Here is a 17,514-nt window from a genome sequence, read left to right as displayed (position 1 = left end):
GCTGCCAGCTGGTTGGGCGCGGATGTGATTTTGGTCGTAATGGTCACCCCGGAGGGCCGGATCGCTTAGCCGCAAACGCCTCCGGGCGGATAGCGTAGATGCATGACTTCTACCACCACCGCCGAATCCCTTCGGCCCCAGCGCAACATCCCGGCCGACATTGCCCGCTCCTGGCTGCTGGTCAACGCGATGAAGCCCGAACTCTTTGACCAGTCCGCCGTCTCCCGGGCCGATGCGATCATCCTGGACATCGAAGACGCGGTGGACCCCTCGCAGAAGGACGCCGCCCGCGCCAACGTGGTCAACTGGCTGACCGCCGGAGGCAGCGCGTGGGTCCGGATCAACGACGCCACCAGCCCGTTCTGGGCCGACGACCTCGCCGGGCTGCGCGGCACCCCGGGGCTGCTGGGCATCATGCTGGCCAAGACCGAATCGGCGGACCAGGTCACGGAGAGCTTCCACCGGATGGACGGCAAGACGCCGGTCATTCCCTTGGTCGAGTCCGCCGTCGGCATCGAGGAAGCCAACAACATCGCCAAGGCCCAGGGTGCCTTCCGGCTGGCCTTCGGCTCGGGCGATTTCCGCCGCGACACCGGCATGGCGGCCACCCCGGAGGCCATGGCCTACCCGCGCGCCAAACTGGTGGTGGCCAGCCGCGTCGGGAACCTGCCGGGCCCCATCGACGGCCCCACCGTCGGCACGAACCACCCGATCCTGCGCGAACAGACCGGCATCACCGTGATGATGGGGATGACCGGAAAGCTCTGCCTCGCGATCGACCAGACGCCGGTCATCAACGAGGTCATCAGCCCCACCCCGTCCGACGTCGCCTGGGCCACGGACTTCATGGCCGACTTCGAAGCCAGCGGCCGCGTCATCCGGGACGGCTCGGACCTCCCGCGCCTGGGCCGCGCCGAGAAGATCATGAAGCTCGCGGTAGCCTTTGGGGTGCAGCCGGCCCTGTAGCGGCCCACCATGTGAGGAGACCCCGTGACCGATACCCGTTATCTGGTTCACGGGGTCTTTTGGGACGGTCCTGCACCTGCCGGGCCAGGCGCGGCGTGCGGCGGCGGCCTGCCGGTGATGCGCCTGCAGGATCCCTCCGGGACCGTCACCGACCTGGCGCTCGACGCCGGCACCCGCCTCGGGTTCCGGCTCGCGGCGGCCGGGAAGTTCTGCCTCGGGCACCACAAGGTGCACGGCCCGGCGGACCGGGACCACGTCCTGTGCCCGGCCCGGGCCGCCGCCACCAACGGCAGCCAGTGCGAGCCCTGCTTCGTGCGGGACGACTCCCGGCTGATCCACGACTTCCACCGCGGCGGCCGGGTCCCGCCTGGCCTTCGCGCCTATCTTATGCAGCCGCACTGGCTCTACATTGCCACCTTTGCCGGCGGTGCCAGCAAGGTCGGAACCGCGTCCCAGCTGCGTAAATGGCATCGGCTCGCCGAACAGGGTGCCGTGACCGCCCGCTACGTCGCCCGCGCCGACGACGGCCGCGTGGTCCGCGTCCTGGAGGATCTAGTCACCCGCGAAGCCGGGCTGCCGCAGCAGGTCCGCGCTGCCGCCAAAGCGGCTGCGCTCGTGGCGCCGCTGGCCGCCGTCGAACTCGACACCCGCAACCGGCGGCTGGCCGGGGAGACCCGGGAACTGCTCGCCGGTGCCGGCGGGGAGGGCTTCGAGGTGGTGGATGAGCCGTGGGTCCGGCCGGACCTCGCTGCCGACGCCTGCACCCCGGCCGCCCGGCATGCCTACCCCCACGATCTGGCGGCCGGAGCGCACGGATTCCGGATCGTCTCGCTGAGCGGCAGTGTTGCGCTGGCGGCGCTGGATGGCAGCGAGCTGGAATTCGTGGTGAACCTGGCGCAGCTCAAGGCACGGATCATCGAACTCGGCGACCACGGCTCGGACATCCCGGCCGTGCAGGAAGCCTTGTTCTGACGCTGGAATTGCCCCGCGAGGCGCAAAATACCGGACGCGCCCGGTATTCCCTGTGTGTCAGCCTGTTGTGTGACACCTTCGGCGGGGAAGGAATCCTGATGGAAATTCCGACACGTCCGAGTAAGTTGCATCGGTTCTCTGCTCAGCAGAAGTGGGATTTGCTGCTGGAATACGACAAATGCCTGGACTGGGGTTCCAAGTCTGAATTTTGTCGAAGGGTCCAGGTGAACTCCGGCACGTTCCGTGATTGGCTGGTTGCCCGGGAAGAGGGGCGGCTCCTGCCGCCGGCGGCTCAGGCCGTTTCAGGTGAAAGGAGCCGGTGGATGACAGCGCGTGAGCGGGACGAGCTGAAGCGTCTCAGGACTGAGAACGAGCGGCTGAAGAAGAAGTTGGAGAAGTCGGAAGCCGCGGTGGAGATCCTGGGAAAAGCTGCCGCGCTCCTGGACGCGATGGCCAGGAGCGCGGCAGCAACCGACCCGCACTTGGAGGAACCGGAGCCGGGTCGGCCGGAATGGCTGAACAAACCCGGCGACGGGACCTCCTCTTCGGAGTAATCACGGCGTTGCACGCTGCAGGCTACGGAGTCCGCAGATCCTGCACCCTCCTCGGGCTCTCCCATGAGACCTGGTACCGGCACCGGAGAGGCAATGAGCGCCCTGGCACGATCATCGCTCACCGTGACCGGGCATATCCGAACCGGATCAGCCCCGAGGATGAGGGGAACCTGCTCCGGCGAATCAATGACGAGGAGCATTCCGGTCTCTCAGTCACCCAGGCCGTGAGACGGATGGCTGACGCCGGGGACATCTGTTGCTCGATGGCCTCGGCCCACCGGATCGTCCGCCGTCACGGCCAGAACGGGGACCGGCGTCGTAGATCCGGCGGTGCCGCAACAGGATCCCGTGCGAAGCCCGTATGCCAGGCCACGGCTCCAAACCAGCTGTGGTCCTGGGACATCACCATGCTTCGGGGCCCCGGCAAACAGCAGCTCAAGCTCTACACCATCATTGACGTGTTCTCCCGCAAAGTCATGGGCCACCGGGTCGAGCAGGTCGAGGACTCGGCACTTGCCCAGGACCTCATCCGCAACGCCGTACTGGCGGCCAGTGCCACCCCGCAAGTGCTCCACGCCGACAACGGAGGGCCCATGAGGTCCGCCCGAACCTGGGAACTACTGAGGACACTGGGAATCCGTCCCTCGCATTCCCGCCCGAGAGTCTCCAACGACAACCCCTACAGCGAATCGCTGTTCAAAACCGTGAAGTACTCACTCGAGTTCCCGGAACGCTTCACATCGATCGAGCACGCCAGGACCTTCGCGGACTGGTTCTTCGATGATTACAACCACCACCACCTGCACAGCGGCCTGAACTGGTTCACTCCAGCGTCGGTCCACGACGGCACCGCAGCAGAGGTCCGGGACCGGCGCCAACAGGCGCACGAAGACTACTACCGCCAGCACCCCGAACGCTTCCGCAAACCGCCAGTCATTGCCGGTCCGCCCCAGGAAGCCTGGATCAACCAACCAAACGAAACCCTCAAACTGTCACAGACAGCTTGATCTATTCCGTATTCCGGCGTCGCCAGGCATTTTGCGTGTCGCCAGGAAATTTGCGGCTCGCGGGGCCGCCCGCACGCCCCGGTAGACTGGCACGGTGCTGAATGAATTCTGGGCCACCGCGTCAACCACCTACAAGGTGCTCGTCTTCGGCGCCATGGGCCTGATCGCCGTCGGCATCGTCCTCAACGTGGTGGGCAACAGCACCGGCAACCAGGCTCTCGCCGTGGCCTCGCTCCCCATCATCGGTTTGGGCCTGATCCTGCACCTTGCCGGGGTAGTCGTCCGGGGCCAGACGATCCGGAAGAACCTCAAGCGCTAGCGGCGGCGTTCCGCACCACATGGCTCCGGGCATGCTGCACGGCTCCCGCCAGGGTGGTGAACAGGTGCTTGTGGTGCCGCAGCGAGCGGATGACCCCCACATTGGTCACGAGCGCCAGGTGCTGCGGCTGGACACCTTTGAGCAGGACCGTCACACCGCGCAGCTCGAGCGCGGAGATCACTTCGACCAGCATGTGTGCGCCCGTGGCGTCCAGCATCCGCAGCTGGGACAGCCGAATGATGGCCACCTGGATGTCTTTTACCTGGCTGATCTCCTGGAGGACCCGCTCCGCGGCGCCGAAGAACATGGCACCGTCCAGCCGGAAGATGGCGATGTGCTCGTCCCCAGGGACCGAGGGCCCTGGCAACTCCTCGCGCCGGACCCCACTCAGGGACGCGAAGGTCCGCAACGTGAACACGGCCGCCGCGGCGAGTCCAATCTGGATGGCCACGATGAGGTCGAAGGCAACCGTAATGAGGGCGGTGATCACGAACACCGCGGCATCGGCCCGCGTGGACCGGAGGATCGCGGTCACCGTGTGCCGGGAGACCATGCGCGTGGCCGTAACCATGAGGATGCCGGCCAGCGCCGCCAGGGGGATCCTGCCGACGAGCTCCGCCGCCAGATAGATGATGGCCAGCAGTACCACGGCGTGCACTATCGCGGCCAGCCGCGTCTTGGCTCCGGAGCGGACGTTCACGGCGGTCCGGGCGATCGCGCCGGTGGCGGGCATGCCGCCGAAGAATCCGGCAGCGATCGAGGCCAGCCCCTGGCCGGTGAGCTCCCGGTCCGGGCTGTACGGGCCGGACGGTCGGCCGTCGGGACCGACCATGCCGGAGGCCACCCGGGCCGAGAGCAGGGATTCGATCGCCGCGAGCGTCGCGATGGAGACGGCCGGCATGAGCAGGCCGCCCACGGCCGCCGGATCAATAAGAGGCATGGAGGGCGCCGGCAGCGAGTGCGGAAGTGCGCCGATCCGGGGGATATCCAGCCCCAGCGCCTCTGCCGCGACCGTAGCGAGCAACACCGCGATCAGGCTCGCGGGCAGGGCCTTGTTGAGCCTGGGCAGCAGATACATTACAGCCGCGACGCCCGCCACCACCGCGAGCGTTTGCAGCACGGTCGGCACGGTGGCCTGTGACGCGCTCTCGACGGCCGCCAGGAGGGTGTTGTGGCCCGGCGTTGCCTCGGTGCCCGTGGCCAGCGGAACCTGCTGGAGGAAGATGATGGCGGCAATGCCCAGGGTGAAGCCCTCCACAACCGGCCAAGGGATGAACGCGACGGCCCGGCCCAGCCCGCTGGCCCCCAGGATCATGACGAGCAGCCCCGCCAAGACCGAGAGCAGGGCAACGCTGCCGACGCCGTGGGCGGCGACCACCGGCGCCAGAACCACCACCATGGCGCCGGTTGGACCGGAGACCTGGACATTGGATCCGCCCATGACGGCGGCGACCATCCCGGCCACCACCGCGGTGATGAGTCCGGCCTCCGCCCCCACCCCGGAACTGACGCCGAAGGCCAGCGCCAGTGGGAGCGCCACAATGCCGACCGTGATGCCGGCGAACAGGTCCGTCTTCCAGGCGGAGCGCAGGAGCTCGTAGTCGCGGCGGGAAGGCGCAAACCGGGCGAGGCGTCCCAGGGCCTTGCGGGATGCCCGAGCCGGGCTCGACGCGGGGGCCGCGGTCACGGCGCCGTGCCGTCGAGGTGGCCGGCAGTGTCGAGGTGGCCGGCGGGCAGCCCCTGGGCGATCCGCAGCTGTTCGCTGGAGCTGGCCAGGCTGTCCAGCAGGAAGACCCGGGCAATCGCGAGCAGCTCCGAGATCTTGGGATGGGCCAGCCGGTAGGTCACCACGTTTGCCGACCGGACCGAGGTCACCACCCCGTGCCGCCGCAGCGTTGCCAGGTGCTGGGACAGGTGCGAGGCCTCCAGGCCCGTCTCCGCGAGAAGGTAGCTGACCGGGGCTGCCGTGTCCGGCGCAGCTGCCAGGAGCTCAAGGATCCGGATGCGGGCCGGGTGGGCGAGGGCCTTGAACAGGTTGGCCTTGATTTCATACAGGGGCGTCTGCGCGGGGGAGATCATAGGCGGCCGGTGCTTTCCCGCACGGCGGCCCGGCGGGGACGAGCCGTTGCGTGGATTGATGGAATGATGTTTCTATCATATCGTGCCGGTCAAGGGCCGAGGCGGCCGCAGACCCGGTACCCGCCGGCGCCCGCCCGGCCACAACGCGCGCCCCTGTCATGAATCCGGGCCCCCGCGGCCGTGACGATAGGCTGGAACCATGACTATCAATCCGGATCTGCAGGGGCGCAGCTACCCTGCCGCAGAGGTGTATGACGTCGGCCGCGAGAAGATCCGCGAGTTCGCCCGCGCTGTCAAGGCCACCCACCCCGCCCACTTCGATGTCGCCGCCGCCAAGGCACTGGGCCACGGCGACCTCGTCGCGCCGCCGACGTTCGCCATCATCGTCGCTCAGCGCGCCGACGCGCAGCTGATCGAGGATCCGGCGTCCGGAATCGATCTCTCCCGCGTGGTTCACGCCGACCAGCGGTTCACCCACCACCGCCCGATTGTCGCCGGCGACCGGCTGGTCGCCGAGCTGCACGTCGACGGCGTGCGCGCGATGGGCGGCGGAGCCATGATCACCACACGCTCGGAGATCTTCGCGCTTGCCCCTGGAGCAGACGGCGATTCCGGCGCCGCTGCCGGCGTCCGGGAGCCCGTCGCCACCACCACCTCGTCCATCCTGGTCCGCGGAGAGGGACAGTAGCCATGAGCACAGCATCTTTTGCTCCCAAGTTCGCGGAACTCACGGTCGGCCAGGACATCGGCAGCCGCAGCATCACCGTTACCCGCACCGACCTCGTTAGGTACGCCGGCGCCTCCGGGGACTTCAACCCGATCCACTGGAACGAGGCCTTCGCCACGGCGGTGGGCCTGCCGGGCGTGATCGCCCACGGCATGTTCACCATGGGCGCCGCCGTCCAGCTCGTGACCGACTGGGCCGGCGACCCCGCCGCCGTCGTCGACTTCCAGACCCGCTTCACCAAGCCGGTGCCCGTCGCTGACACCACGGGGACGCCGGAGCCGGGCGCCGTGATCGAGGTCAGCGGGGCCATCGGCGCGCTCGACGCCGACGCCGGCACCGCCCGCGTCGACCTCACGGTCGTCTCGGCTGGCCAGAAGGTCCTGGTCAAGGCCCAGGCCGTCGTCAGGCTGGCGTAGCCAGGACGCTCCTGTGACGGCAAAGGAGACCAAAGACCTCTTCGTCCCGGCCGCCGAGATCACCCACTGGCGGAACGCCGTCGTGGTGGCCTACGCGGCCAGCGGCATCGCGTTTTCCACGTGGGTGTCCCGGCTGCCGGCCATCCGCGACGGACTGGACCTGACTCCCGGCACCATCGGACTGCTCCTGCTCTGCATGACGGCGGGGTCCTTCCTGTCAGTGTCCGCCTCGGGCCTGATTGTCCTGCGGCTCGGCTCCAAGCGCACCATCCGGATCGGCAGCATCATGGTCGGGTTCGGGCTCATGCTCGCGGGCTTCGGTACCACCGTGCTCGCCAGCCCGGTCGCGGTCGCCGCGGGCCTGGTAATCATCGGGCTGGGCACCGCCAGCTGGAACACCGCGTCCAATGTCGAAGGCGCCGCGGTGGAACGGGCCGTCCGGCGGCACATCATGCCCCGGCTGCACGGTTCCTTCAGCCTGGGCACGGTGGCGGGAGCCGGGCTCGGTGCCTGGGCTGCGGCCGCCGGGATCCCCGTCTTCTGGCATCTGGCGGCGGTGGGTCTCCTAGTGGCCGGCTCGGTGACCACCGCCGCGGCGTGGTTCCGGGCGGACATCACGCCGGTCCAGGCGGAGCGGCCCTTCAAGGCCTCCGGGACCGATACCTTTGAAGATCCCTCCACCGGGCCCATTCCCATCGTCCGGCAGACGGACGCCGTCCTCGAACAGCCCCTGGACAACAAACGCCAGATCGCCCAGGCCTGGCGGGACCGGCGCACCCTGCTCCTCGGCGTCCTGGTACTGGGCCTGGCCCTGGCCGAAGGGGCGGCGGGGGACTGGGTGGCACTGGCCCTGGCGGACGGCCATGGCCAGACGGACGCCGCCGGGGCCGCCGGCTACGGACTGTTCGTCACCTTCATGACCGTCGGCCGTTTCGCCGGCACCGTGGTCCTGGACCGTTTCGGCCGCGTCCCGGTGATGCGCTGGTGCGCCGCACTGGCCGTGCTGGGCCTCGGGCTCTTCGTGTTTGCCCCGGTGCCGTGGCTGGCCTACGTTGCCCTGGCCATCTGGGGACTCGGCGCCTCGCTTGGCTTCCCGGTGGGCATGTCCGCCGCCGCGGACGATCCCGTCAAGGCCGCTGCCCGGGTGTCCGTGGTGTCCACGATCGGCTACGGTGCGTTCCTCTGTGGGCCGCCGCTGCTGGGGCTGCTGGCCGAGCACGTCGGCATTCTCCACTCGCTGCTGGCCGTCATGGCGATGCTGATCGTCAGCTTCCTGCTCTCGCCGGCGGCGCGCAAAATCCCCGTGCCCGCGCCCGTGCCGGGACACCACAGATAGCTACGTGCAACCAACGCCGGCTTAGGCGCGCCGATGATCCCAGCTAGGCTGGTCAGGTGACCCAGATTCAGCTCTCCACCCTGACCACCGCCGCCGTCGGCGGCCCCGCCGGCACCTACAGCGAGGCCCGCAGCGAGGCCGAGATCATCGACGCCGTCCGGGCGGCGGACGCGGCCGGCCAGCCGTTGCTGATCCTGGGCGGCGGTTCCAATCTGCTGGTGTCCGACGACGGGTTCCCGGGCGCGGTCCTGAAGATCGCCTCGGAGGGCATCTCTGTCAACGCCGAGGATTCCTGCGGCGGCGTGTCGGTGGTGGTGCAGGCCGGCCACAACTGGGATGCATTTGTCGACCACGCGGTCAGGCACGCGTGGTCCGGCGTCGAGGCGCTCTCCGGGATCCCCGGCGCCACGGGCGCCACGCCCGTGCAGAACGTCGGCGCCTACGGAGCCGACGTGTCCCAGACGATTGCCGCGGTGCGCACCTGGGACCGGGAGCGCAACGCGGTGAAGACCTTCACCAACTCCGAACTCAAGTTCGGCTACCGTGACTCCGTCCTGAAACAGACCACCGTCAACGGCTCGCCGCGCTATGTGGTGCTCACCGTGGAATTCCAGCTCCCGCTCGGCAGGATGAGTGCCCCGGTCCGCTACGCCGAACTCGCGCGGGCGCTCGGAGTCGAGCAGGGGCAACGGGCGTACTCCAATGACGTCCGGCGCGAAGTGCTGCGGCTCCGCGCGTCCAAGGGCATGGTCTGGGACGCGAACGACCGGGACACCTACTCCACGGGGTCCTTCTTCACCAACCCGATCGTGCCGGGCGAGGTTGCGGAGCGGCTGCCGCAGGAGGCCCCGCGGTACCCGGGCGGCGGCGACGGGCTGACCAAGCTTTCGGCGGCCTGGTTGATCGACCAGGCCGGGTTCGCCAAGGGGTTCGGGCTGGACCCGGAGAGTGTCTCGGGCGGCCGGGCGTCGCTATCGACCAAGCACACGCTCGCCATCACCAACCGCGGCGGGGCGAGCACGGCGGACATGCTGGCTGTGGCGCGCGAGGTGCGCCGCGGCGTCGTGGAACGGTTCGGGATTGAACTTCACCCGGAACCGCTGCTGATCGGCGTCGAGCTCTAGGGAAGAACCGGCCTCACAGCCACACGGGGCCCCGGCGGGCGTCCTCGCCCGCCGGCTACCGGCCCGAGTGGCGGGGGGCCACCTTGCTGAAGAGCATGAACGTGAAACCGGAGGCTGCGGCGCCGAGCAGGAAGACCTGGCAGAACGCGACCGACTGAACGCTGGGCCCGCTCTGCAGGACCAGCCCGGCGCACGCAAACGCCACGGCACCGGCCAGGAACGCCAGCGAGCCGAGCAGGAAGGCCTGTACGGTCGCCGGGAACTCGCCGGACTGCTCGAGCCAGAGCTCCTGGCCGCGCGGGCCAGCGGGTCCGGGCTTCACCTTGTCCTGGAGCCGGGCACGCGGCTGCATCGCCGCCGCCGTGACGAACGCGCTCACAGACACCGCCATGCACGTTCCGGCCACCAGCTGCAGCGTACTCATCACGGGCGAAAGCCGGGTTCCGCTGGCAATTGCGACGGCGAGTCCGGCAGCCATGCCGGCGGCGCTGGACGCCCAGCCCAGCAGGGCCAGCTTCCGGCACAGGGGCCGCAGCAGCGGCCACACCCCACTCATAGTCATGCATCAAGGGTAAGGAAGTCCGCTGGACGGCGGCTGGGAACAGCCGGGCAACACCCCGGCAGAGTGTGTACGGGCGTCCTACGATGGCTCCATGGCAGCTATCACAGGCATCCGACTGAGCCCCGGAATCATCGGCAGGCTGCGGCTGGCCGCCCAGGGCTTGCTGGGACCCGGGTTTCCGGGCGTCCCCGAAGCGGTCCGCGGCATGACGGCGATGCAGGCTCAGGACCTGCAGTCCGTGCTCTGGGCGGTGGGCCAGCGGGTGCAGGGCGCCAGCGTTGAGGACGTCCGCATCGCCCTGGACCGGGGCGACGTGGTGCGCTCCTGGCCGATGCGCGGCACCTTGCACCTGCTGGCTCCCGAGGACTTGAAATGGATGCTGTCCATTACCGCAGGCCGGGTGATCCGGGGCCTCGCGGGGCGTCACCGGGAACTCGAAATTGCTGCCGCGGATGTCGACGCGGCCGCGGCAGCCGCGTTGCGGCTGGTCTCCGGGGGAGCCGCCAGCCGTGCGGAGCTGTTTCAGGCCTTCGAACGGGCCGGCCAGTCCACTGCAGGCCAGCGCGGCATCCACTTGCTGGGGGTTCTCTGCCAGCGGGGATGCCTGGTGCAGGGGCCGCTGGCCGGCAACCAGCAGCTGGTCGTGGCCTTCGACGACTGGATCACGGAATCGCGGGCCCTGGACCGCGCGGATGGCATTGCTGAGTGGTTGCTGCGCTATTTCCGCAGCCACGGCCCCGCAACGGAGCGTGATTTCTCCTGGTGGGCCGGCATTCCGCTGACCGATACCCGGGCGGCCCTGGCCCGGGTATCGGGCCAGCTGGCGGAGCTGGAGTTCGGGGGCACCAGCTACTGGCTGTCGCCCGAAACGGCCGCGCTGCTCGACTGCGGCGTCCCCGGCCAGCGCACCGTGCTGGCGCTGCCGGGCTTTGACGAATTCCTGCTCGGTTACGCGGACCGGTCCCTCGTGCTTCCGCCGGAGCACGCGGACAAGATCGTCCCCGGAGGCAATGGGGTGTTCAAGAAAACCATCGTGGCGGGCGGAGCGGTGCTCGGCACCTGGACGGCCCGGGCGGGCGGCCGGCCCCCTGTCGTCGTGCCCCAGCCGTTCGATGCCGTTAACGGGCTGCGGCCCGCCGCCCAAAGGTCCTTTGAGCTGCAGGCCGCAAAATACCGCAGGTACCTTGGTTCCTGACGCGGTTCCTGACGGAGTTTTGAGAAGCTTTGCGAAAGGAGCTTCCGCGCCTAAAGGGTCCCGGTGGCGATCCGCAGCATGCGCCGCAGCGGCTCGGCGGCCCCCCAGAGCAGCTGGTCACCGACCGTGAACGCGCTGATGTACTCGGGGCCCATTTCCATCTTGCGGATGCGGCCCACCGGGATGTCCAGGGTGCCCGACGCCGCCACGGGGGTGAGCTCGGCCATCGAGGCCTCCTTGGTGTTCGGCACCACGCGGGCCCACTCGTTGTCCGCGTCCAGGAGCTTCTCGATCTCGGCCACCGAGAGGTCTTCGCGCAGCTTCAGGGTCAGGGCCTGGGAGTGTGAACGCATCGCGCCGATCCGGATGCACAGGCCGTCCATGATGACCCGGTTATCCGCGGACGTGCCGAGGATCTTATTGGTCTCCGTTCCGGCCTTCCATTCCTCCTTGGACTGGCCGTTGCCGAGGTCCGCGTCGATCCAGGGGATCAGGGAACCGGCGAGGGGAACGCCGAACTGCGTGGCGTCGATGCCGGTCCGCTGGCGTGCCAGGACCTTCCGGTCGATCTCCAGGATGGCCGACGCCGGGTCGCTCAGTTCGCTGCTGACCTCGGCGTTGAGGGTCCCGAACTGGTTCAGCAGTTCACGCATGTGGCGGGCCCCGCCGCCGGAGGCGGCCTGGTACGTCATGGAGGTGCCCCACTCGACGAGGCCGTTCTTGAACAATCCGCCGAGGCCCATCAGCATGCAGGACACGGTGCAGTTGCCGCCGATGTAGTCCTTCACCCCGCCCGAGAGACCGGCGTCGATGACGTCGCGGTTGATCGGGTCCAACACGATGATGGAGTCGTCATTCATGCGCAGGGTCGATGCGGCATCAATCCAGAGGCCGTCCCAGCCCCGGCCGCGCAGCTCGCCGTGGACCCGCTTGGTGTAGTCCCCGCCCTGGGCGGTGACAATAATGGGCAGCTTCGCCAGCGTCTCGACGTCGTACGCGTCCTCAAGCGTGCCGGCCGCGCCCGCGGCGGCACCGGCCACGGCAGGGGCTGCGCCGCCCGCGTTCGAGGTGGAGAAGAAAACCGGGTTGATGCTGGCGAAGTCGCCTTCGTCCTGCATGCGCTGCATCAGGACGGAACCGACCATGCCGCGCCAACCGACCAGGCCGACGGACGGGGAAGCTGCTGTAGTCATGGGCCCAGTTTAGACTTCACCGGTGCCTGGCGGGCAGTCGGTTACGTCACGGGGCCCCGGAGCTTGCAGGGCGCGCTAGTCGCCGCGCGGCTCTGCCAGCAACGCCGCCTTGCGCCGGCGCAGCGCAAAGACCGCCCCGAACGTGAAGACCTGGGTCACTACCACCAGCACGATCGCCCCCACGATCTTGTTGCCGCCCAGGATCATGGTCAGTCCCACGATGGCCGAGAGCAGCGCCAGCAGGGGCAGAAGCATGTACCCCAGGACAAAGAGCGTTTCGGGTTTCCGGAGCACTATTTGGCCTCCGTGCGGCGCCACAAGGTCATGCGGTAGCTGGTGCCGTTGGCCGACGCCAGCCACCCGTTGGCCGGGAGGCTGGCGGAGGCGGTCCAGTCGTAGCCGAGATCCGGCGCGAACGTATCACCTTCCGCGGTTGCGTCGATCGTGGTCACAACCGCGACGTCGGCCAGGTCCAGTGCCTGCGCGAAGATCTCCCCGCCGCCGATGATCCAGACCATCTCGTGGCCGGGGGCGAACTGCGACTCCAGGAGTGCGTCGTCGAGGGACTTGACGGCGATGGCGCCCTCCGCGCCGGGCGTCCCGCCCCAGCCTTCCTGCCGGGTGATGACGATGTTTGTCCGGCCCGGCAGGGGCCGGTACTTATCGGGGAAGGATTCCCAGGTCTTGCGTCCCATGATGACCGGGTGGCCCGTGGTGAGGCTGCTGAAGTGCTTCATGTCCTCGGGCAGGTGCCACGGCATGGCGCCGTCCTTGCCAATGACTCCGGTGCTGGTCTGGGCCCAGACCAGTCCCAGGCCGGTGGTGGAGGCGCGGAGTTGCTCAGTGAAAGCGCCGGGCTGGGCGTCCGGGGTGTTTTCTGTGCTCATACGGCTATCGGGGCCTTAATCGTCGGGTGGTGCTGGTATCCGACCACTTCGAAGTCCTCGAGGGTGTAATCGAAGATGGAATCCGGCTTGCGGGCAATTTTCAGCTGGGGGTAGTCGTAGGGCTCGCGGGCGAGCTGCTTGAGGACCTGGTCCATGTGGTTGTCGTAAATGTGGACGTCCCCGCCGGTCCAGACGAATTCGCCCGGTTCCAGTCCGGTCTGCTGCGCGATCATGCAGGTCAGCAGGGCGTAGGAGGCGATGTTGAACGGTACGCCCAGGAAGGTGTCCGCCGAGCGCTGGTACAGCTGGCAGGAGAGCTTGCCATCTGCCACGTAGAACTGGAAGAACGCATGGCAGGGGGGCAGGGCCATGTCCTTGAGCTCGGCGACGTTCCAGGCCGAGACGATGTGCCGGCGCGAGTCGGGGTTGGACTTCAGGTTCTTGATAAGCTCGGCGATCTGGTCGATGTGGCCGCCGTCGGGCGTGGGCCAGGAGCGCCACTGGACACCGTAGACCGGCCCGAGTTCGCCGTCGGCGTCGGCCCACTCGTCCCAGATCGTCACGCCCTGGTCCCGCATCCACTTGACGTTGGTATCGCCGCGCAGGAACCAGAGCAACTCCACGGCCACGGACTTGAAGTGCACCCGTTTGGTGGTGACGAGCGGGAAGCTCTTGCTCAGGTCAAAGCGGAGCTGGCGACCGAACACGCTGAGCGTGCCGGTTCCGGTGCGGTCCGATTTGTGCGTGCCGTGCTCAAGGACGTCGCGCAACAGGTCTTCGTAGGGCGTAGGAATGCTCACGGTTCCAGTCTAGAGGTCCGGTCCAAGGGCGTTGCAGTGTGAAGGAACAGTTCAGGAAACGCCGGGCCGGTGCGGGATCCCCTGAGGCCAAGGTCCCGCGAGGTTCAGGACCTCAGTCGTCGAAGGGCTTGAACCGCTCCACGGCAACGACTTTCGTCTTGCTGCCGTGGGCCACGTGGCACACGATGATCTCGCCCGGGGCCAGGAACGGGTCCGAGGACGGCAGCAGATCCCGGAGCCGGGAGTTCATGTGTTTGCCGAGTTGCTTCAGGACGGTCGGCAGTGCCGGGCGGTGAGTACAGAGGGCCACGGCCCGCTGCTTGTCGAACAGTCCCTCGACGACGGCGGCCGTCTTCTGGGGGTTGCGGCCGTGCCGGTGCTCCGTGAGGGCCTCGTTGAGCTTCACCTTGGCGTCGGCCGCCTTGGCGTACGGTGCGATGGTGGCCACGCACCGCAGCCACGGGCTTGAGACGATCCGGCCCGGCTTCCACGCCTGCAGGAGCCGTCCCACCGCCTGCGCCTGGCGCATGCCGGTGGCGGCCAGCGGCCGGTCGCCTTCGGCCTTGGTCCACGAAGAACGGGGCTTGGCCTTCGCGTGCCGCACGATCAGCAGCGGCCAGGTCTCGAGTTCCCCGCGGTCGTTGGCGTTCACGAGGTGCTGCAGGGGCTCGATGTCGCTTGGGTTGCTGAGGAGTCGGGCGGCCTTCTCGGGCGCGCACCACATGATGCTGTCCACTTCCCGGCCGTCGGGCAGCAAGGCAGCGCCGTCGGCGTGGACCGCCCAGTAATGGACTACTTTAAGTCCGGCGGGTACGTGGTAGTGGATGGGCGGGAGCGGGATTCCCAACGGAGCGGTGAGCCCTATCTCCTCCTCCACCTCGCGGACGGCGCACTCCGGGATGGTCTCGCCGGGGTCAATCTTGCCCTTCGGCCAGGACCAGTCGTCATACCGCGGGCGGTGAATCAGCAGGACCTCAAGTTGGTCCTTGTTTGCCGAATTGAGGCGCCACGGGATGGCGCCCGCCGCCGTGACGGCGATCTCTTCGCCCGGGTGGTCGGTCTGGTCCGCAACCAGTGCATCACTGCTCACACTCACGGCCCCTACCGCAGGCTGGTGGTGCGTTGACGCGAGCGGGACGCCAGCAACCAGGACTGGACGTCCTCGAGGTTCCGGCCGTCTTCCGCGAGATGGTGCCGGGTCCATTCCCCCTGCTTATCCAGATGCCAGCTGGCGGTTTCCGGATCCATGTAGCGCTTGAGCAGGTCCAGGACGTAGCTCGTGTCGTCGCCGCTCGTGAGCTGGACCAGGGCTTCGACCCTGCGGTCCAGGTTCCGGTGCATCATGTCGGCCGAGCCGATGAAGACCACCGGGTCGCCCGCATTGGCGAAGGCGAAGACACGCGAGTGCTCCAGGAACCGGCCCAGCACCGAGCGCACGGTGATGTTTTCGCTCAGGCCGGGAACGCCGGGCCGCAGCGAGCAGATGCCGCGGACTATGACATCCACGGGCACCCCGGCCTGGGACGCGCGGTACAGGGAATCGATGATGGCCTCATCCACCATCGAATTGACTTTGATCTGGACGCGGGCGGGGATGCCGGCCCTGGCGTTCCTGATCTCGGTTTCGATCCTGTCGATCAGCCCGGACCGGACCGAGCGCGGCGCCACGAGGAGCCTCTTGAACGTGGATTTCGGCGCGTAGCCGGAGAGCTGGTTGAAGAGCTTCGAAAGGTCTTCGCCCACCTGCTCGTTGGACGTGAGCAGGCCCAGGTCTTCGTAGTAGCGGGCCGTGCGCGGGTGGTAGTTGCCGGTGCCGATATGGCAGTAGCGGCGCAGGCCGTCCACTTCCTGGCGGACCACGAGGGAGAGCTTGCAGTGGGTCTTGAGGCCCACGATGCCGTACACCACATGGACGCCGGCCTGCTCCAGTTTCCGGGCCCACGAGATGTTGGCCTGCTCGTCGAAGCGGGCCTTGATCTCCACGAGCGCCAGGACCTGCTTGCCCGCCTCGGCGGCGTCAATCAGGGCATCGACAATCGGTGAGTCCCCGGACGTGCGGTACAGGGTCTGCTTGATGGCCTGGACTTTCGGATCCGCAGCCGCCTGCTCCAGGAAGGCCTGGACGGACGTGGAGAAGGAGTCATAGGGGTGGTGGAGGAGGATGTCCCGGCGGCGCATGGCGGCAAACACGTTCGCGGCCTTGGCCGTTTCCGATTCGTTCAGGTGCCGGGAGGTGTGCGGGACGTGCTTCGGGTAGTGCAGGTCTGCCCGGTCGATTCCGGCAATGACAGAGAGGCCGCGCAGGTCAAGCGGTGCCGGGACGGAGTAGACCTCGGATTCCTCCACGCCGAGCTCGCGGATCAGCAGCGCCCGGATGTTCGGGTTGATGTCAGTGGTGACCTCGAGCCGCACGGGAGGGCCGAACCGGCGGCGGAGGAGTTCCTTCTCCAGTGCCTGCAGGAGGTTCTCGGCGTCGTCCTCTTCGACCTCCACGTCCTCGTTGCGGGTCACGCGGAAGGTGTGGTGCTCCAGGACCTCCATGCCGGCGAACAGCTGGTCCAGGTGCACGGCGATGACTTCTTCCAGGGCGATGAACCGTGCCACGCGCCCGGGGACGGAGCCGGCGCGGGCGCCGTCGATGGAGATCAGGCGCGGAAGCTGGTCAGGGACCTTGACACGGGCGAAGAGCTCTTTGTCGCTGACCGGGTTGCGGACCACCACGGCCAGGTTCAGGGACAGCCCGGAAATGTAGGGGAACGGGTGGGCCGGATCCACGGCGAGCGGGGTCAGGATCGGGAAGACCTTTTCCGCAAACATGGCGCTGAGCTGGTCTTTGGCCTGGGAGTCGAGTTCCTCCCAGTGCATGAGGTGGATGTGCTCGTACGCCAAGGCGGGCCGGATCTGTTCGGCGTAGACCCGGGCGTGGCGTTGCTGCAGCCGGTGCGCCTCCTCGCCGATCTGCTCCAGGACCTGCATGGGGCTCAGCCCGGCGGGGGAGGGGACGGCGAGACCCGTGGCGATCCGCCGCTTCAGCCCGGCCACGCGGACCATGAAGAACTCGTCCAGGTTGGAGGCGAAGATGGAGAGGAAGCTGACCCGCTCCAGCAGGTACAGGTTGGGGTCCTCGGCCAGTTCCAGGACTCGTTCATTGAAGGAAAGCCAGCTCAGCTCCCGGTCCAGGAACCGGTCGGGGCTGATTTCGCCCTCAGGTTCCAGGTTCGGGGCGAACTCTGGAATGTCGATCCGGTCCTGGGTGGCACGTGAGGCCGGCACTTCCGAGGAGCCAAAGCGGGCACGCGCCGGGCGCGCCCCCTTTTCCGGCGTAGCGGGTTCAGACGTGGATGTCCGGGCAATTTCCCGTGGCATGATGTCTCCTC

General features: G+C 68.2%; 19 protein-coding genes. 10 read left to right on the top strand and 9 right to left on the bottom strand.

The window, feature by feature from the left end:
- Positions 1-102 precede the first annotated feature (102 nt).
- The 5 genes from AB4Y72_RS05425 to AB4Y72_RS05405 all read left to right on the top strand — a co-directional run bounded on the left by AB4Y72_RS05425 (position 103) and on the right by AB4Y72_RS05405 (position 3,818).
- Entirely contained in the window at positions 103-966 is an 864-nt protein-coding gene (locus tag AB4Y72_RS05425; protein WP_441425124.1) for an HpcH/HpaI aldolase/citrate lyase family protein, read from the top strand.
- 24 nt (positions 967-990) lie between these two features.
- Positions 991-1,938, top strand: a complete 948-nt coding sequence (locus AB4Y72_RS05420; protein WP_441425123.1) for a DUF2797 domain-containing protein — start codon at positions 991-993, stop codon at positions 1,936-1,938.
- 98 nt (positions 1,939-2,036) lie between these two features.
- A complete protein-coding gene (locus tag AB4Y72_RS05415; protein WP_441425122.1) occupies positions 2,037-2,492 on the top strand; it encodes a hypothetical protein in 456 nt (151 codons plus the stop codon).
- A complete protein-coding gene (locus tag AB4Y72_RS05410; RefSeq protein WP_441425121.1) occupies positions 2,450-3,499 on the top strand; it encodes an IS3 family transposase in 1,050 nt (349 codons plus the stop codon). The genes AB4Y72_RS05415 and AB4Y72_RS05410 overlap by 43 nt, the downstream gene beginning before the upstream one ends.
- A 94-nt stretch (positions 3,500-3,593) precedes the next feature.
- On the top strand, positions 3,594-3,818 hold the full coding sequence (locus AB4Y72_RS05405; protein WP_441425120.1) for a DUF3188 domain-containing protein: 225 nt from the start codon (positions 3,594-3,596) through the stop codon (positions 3,816-3,818).
- Here the strand turns inward: AB4Y72_RS05405 and AB4Y72_RS05400 are convergent.
- The gene (locus AB4Y72_RS05400; RefSeq protein WP_441425119.1) at positions 3,808-5,505 is read right to left on the bottom strand and encodes a SulP family inorganic anion transporter; all 1,698 of its coding nucleotides are present in this window, start codon (positions 5,503-5,505) and stop codon (positions 3,808-3,810) included. The two genes, AB4Y72_RS05405 and AB4Y72_RS05400, sit on opposite strands and share 11 nt — an antisense overlap.
- Positions 5,502-5,897, bottom strand: a complete 396-nt coding sequence (locus AB4Y72_RS05395; RefSeq protein ID WP_441425118.1) for an ArsR/SmtB family transcription factor — start codon at positions 5,895-5,897, stop codon at positions 5,502-5,504. Before AB4Y72_RS05395 ends, AB4Y72_RS05400 begins: the two co-directional genes overlap by 4 nt.
- 199 nt (positions 5,898-6,096) lie before the next feature.
- Here AB4Y72_RS05395 and AB4Y72_RS05390 point away from each other — a divergent pair, with 199 nt between their 5' ends.
- The 4 genes from AB4Y72_RS05390 to AB4Y72_RS05375 are packed head-to-tail and all read left to right on the top strand — an operon-like array spanning position 6,097 to position 9,500.
- Complete coding sequence (locus AB4Y72_RS05390) at positions 6,097-6,585, top strand: FAS1-like dehydratase domain-containing protein (protein WP_441425117.1); 489 nt, start codon at positions 6,097-6,099, stop codon at positions 6,583-6,585.
- A 2-nt stretch (positions 6,586-6,587) separates the two neighbouring features.
- Positions 6,588-7,040 carry a MaoC family dehydratase gene (locus tag AB4Y72_RS05385; protein WP_441425116.1) on the top strand — a complete coding sequence of 151 codons (453 nt, stop codon included), beginning with the start codon at positions 6,588-6,590 and terminating at the stop codon, positions 7,038-7,040.
- A gap of 13 nt (positions 7,041-7,053) precedes the next feature.
- Positions 7,054-8,376: an MFS transporter gene (locus AB4Y72_RS05380; RefSeq protein ID WP_441425115.1), complete on the top strand. Its 1,323-nt coding sequence runs from the start codon at positions 7,054-7,056 to the stop codon at positions 8,374-8,376.
- A gap of 56 nt (positions 8,377-8,432) precedes the next feature.
- A complete protein-coding gene (locus AB4Y72_RS05375) occupies positions 8,433-9,500 on the top strand; it encodes a UDP-N-acetylmuramate dehydrogenase (RefSeq protein ID WP_441425114.1) in 1,068 nt (355 codons plus the stop codon).
- Positions 9,501-9,555: 55 nt separating this feature from the next.
- On the opposite strand, the gene AB4Y72_RS05370 is transcribed toward AB4Y72_RS05375, so the two are convergent.
- Positions 9,556-10,062: a hypothetical protein gene (locus tag AB4Y72_RS05370; protein WP_441425113.1), complete on the bottom strand. Its 507-nt coding sequence runs from the start codon at positions 10,060-10,062 to the stop codon at positions 9,556-9,558.
- Between the two features lie 91 nt (positions 10,063-10,153).
- On the opposite strand from AB4Y72_RS05370, the gene AB4Y72_RS05365 reads away from it, so the two are divergent.
- Positions 10,154-11,257, top strand: coding sequence for a winged helix DNA-binding domain-containing protein (locus AB4Y72_RS05365; protein ID WP_441425112.1), 1,104 nt, complete (start codon positions 10,154-10,156; stop codon positions 11,255-11,257).
- 50 nt (positions 11,258-11,307) lie between these two features.
- On the opposite strand, the gene asd is transcribed toward AB4Y72_RS05365, so the two are convergent.
- The 6 genes from asd to AB4Y72_RS05335 form a co-directional block, all read right to left on the bottom strand.
- On the bottom strand, positions 11,308-12,450 hold the full coding sequence (gene asd / locus AB4Y72_RS05360) for an aspartate-semialdehyde dehydrogenase (RefSeq protein WP_441425111.1): 1,143 nt from the start codon (positions 12,448-12,450) through the stop codon (positions 11,308-11,310).
- A 75-nt stretch (positions 12,451-12,525) separates the two neighbouring features.
- Complete coding sequence (locus AB4Y72_RS05355) at positions 12,526-12,744, bottom strand: NF038396 family protein (protein ID WP_441425110.1); 219 nt, start codon at positions 12,742-12,744, stop codon at positions 12,526-12,528.
- Complete coding sequence (locus AB4Y72_RS05350; protein WP_441425109.1) at positions 12,744-13,337, bottom strand: dihydrofolate reductase; 594 nt, start codon at positions 13,335-13,337, stop codon at positions 12,744-12,746. The genes AB4Y72_RS05355 and AB4Y72_RS05350 overlap by 1 nt, the downstream gene beginning before the upstream one ends.
- Positions 13,334-14,137 carry a thymidylate synthase gene (locus AB4Y72_RS05345; RefSeq protein WP_441425108.1) on the bottom strand — a complete coding sequence of 268 codons (804 nt, stop codon included), beginning with the start codon at positions 14,135-14,137 and terminating at the stop codon, positions 13,334-13,336. The genes AB4Y72_RS05350 and AB4Y72_RS05345 overlap by 4 nt, the downstream gene beginning before the upstream one ends.
- A gap of 112 nt (positions 14,138-14,249) precedes the next feature.
- Positions 14,250-15,227 carry an NUDIX hydrolase gene (locus tag AB4Y72_RS05340; RefSeq protein WP_441425107.1) on the bottom strand — a complete coding sequence of 326 codons (978 nt, stop codon included), beginning with the start codon at positions 15,225-15,227 and terminating at the stop codon, positions 14,250-14,252.
- Between the two features lie 11 nt (positions 15,228-15,238).
- Positions 15,239-17,503, bottom strand: a complete 2,265-nt coding sequence (locus tag AB4Y72_RS05335; RefSeq protein WP_441425106.1) for an RNA degradosome polyphosphate kinase — start codon at positions 17,501-17,503, stop codon at positions 15,239-15,241.
- Positions 17,504-17,514: the final 11 nt, after the last annotated feature.

Source organism: Arthrobacter sp. YAF34 (assembly GCF_052113245.1).
GTDB lineage: Bacteria > Actinomycetota > Actinomycetes > Actinomycetales > Micrococcaceae > Arthrobacter.
This window is presented reverse-complemented; position numbering and strand designations above follow the sequence as displayed.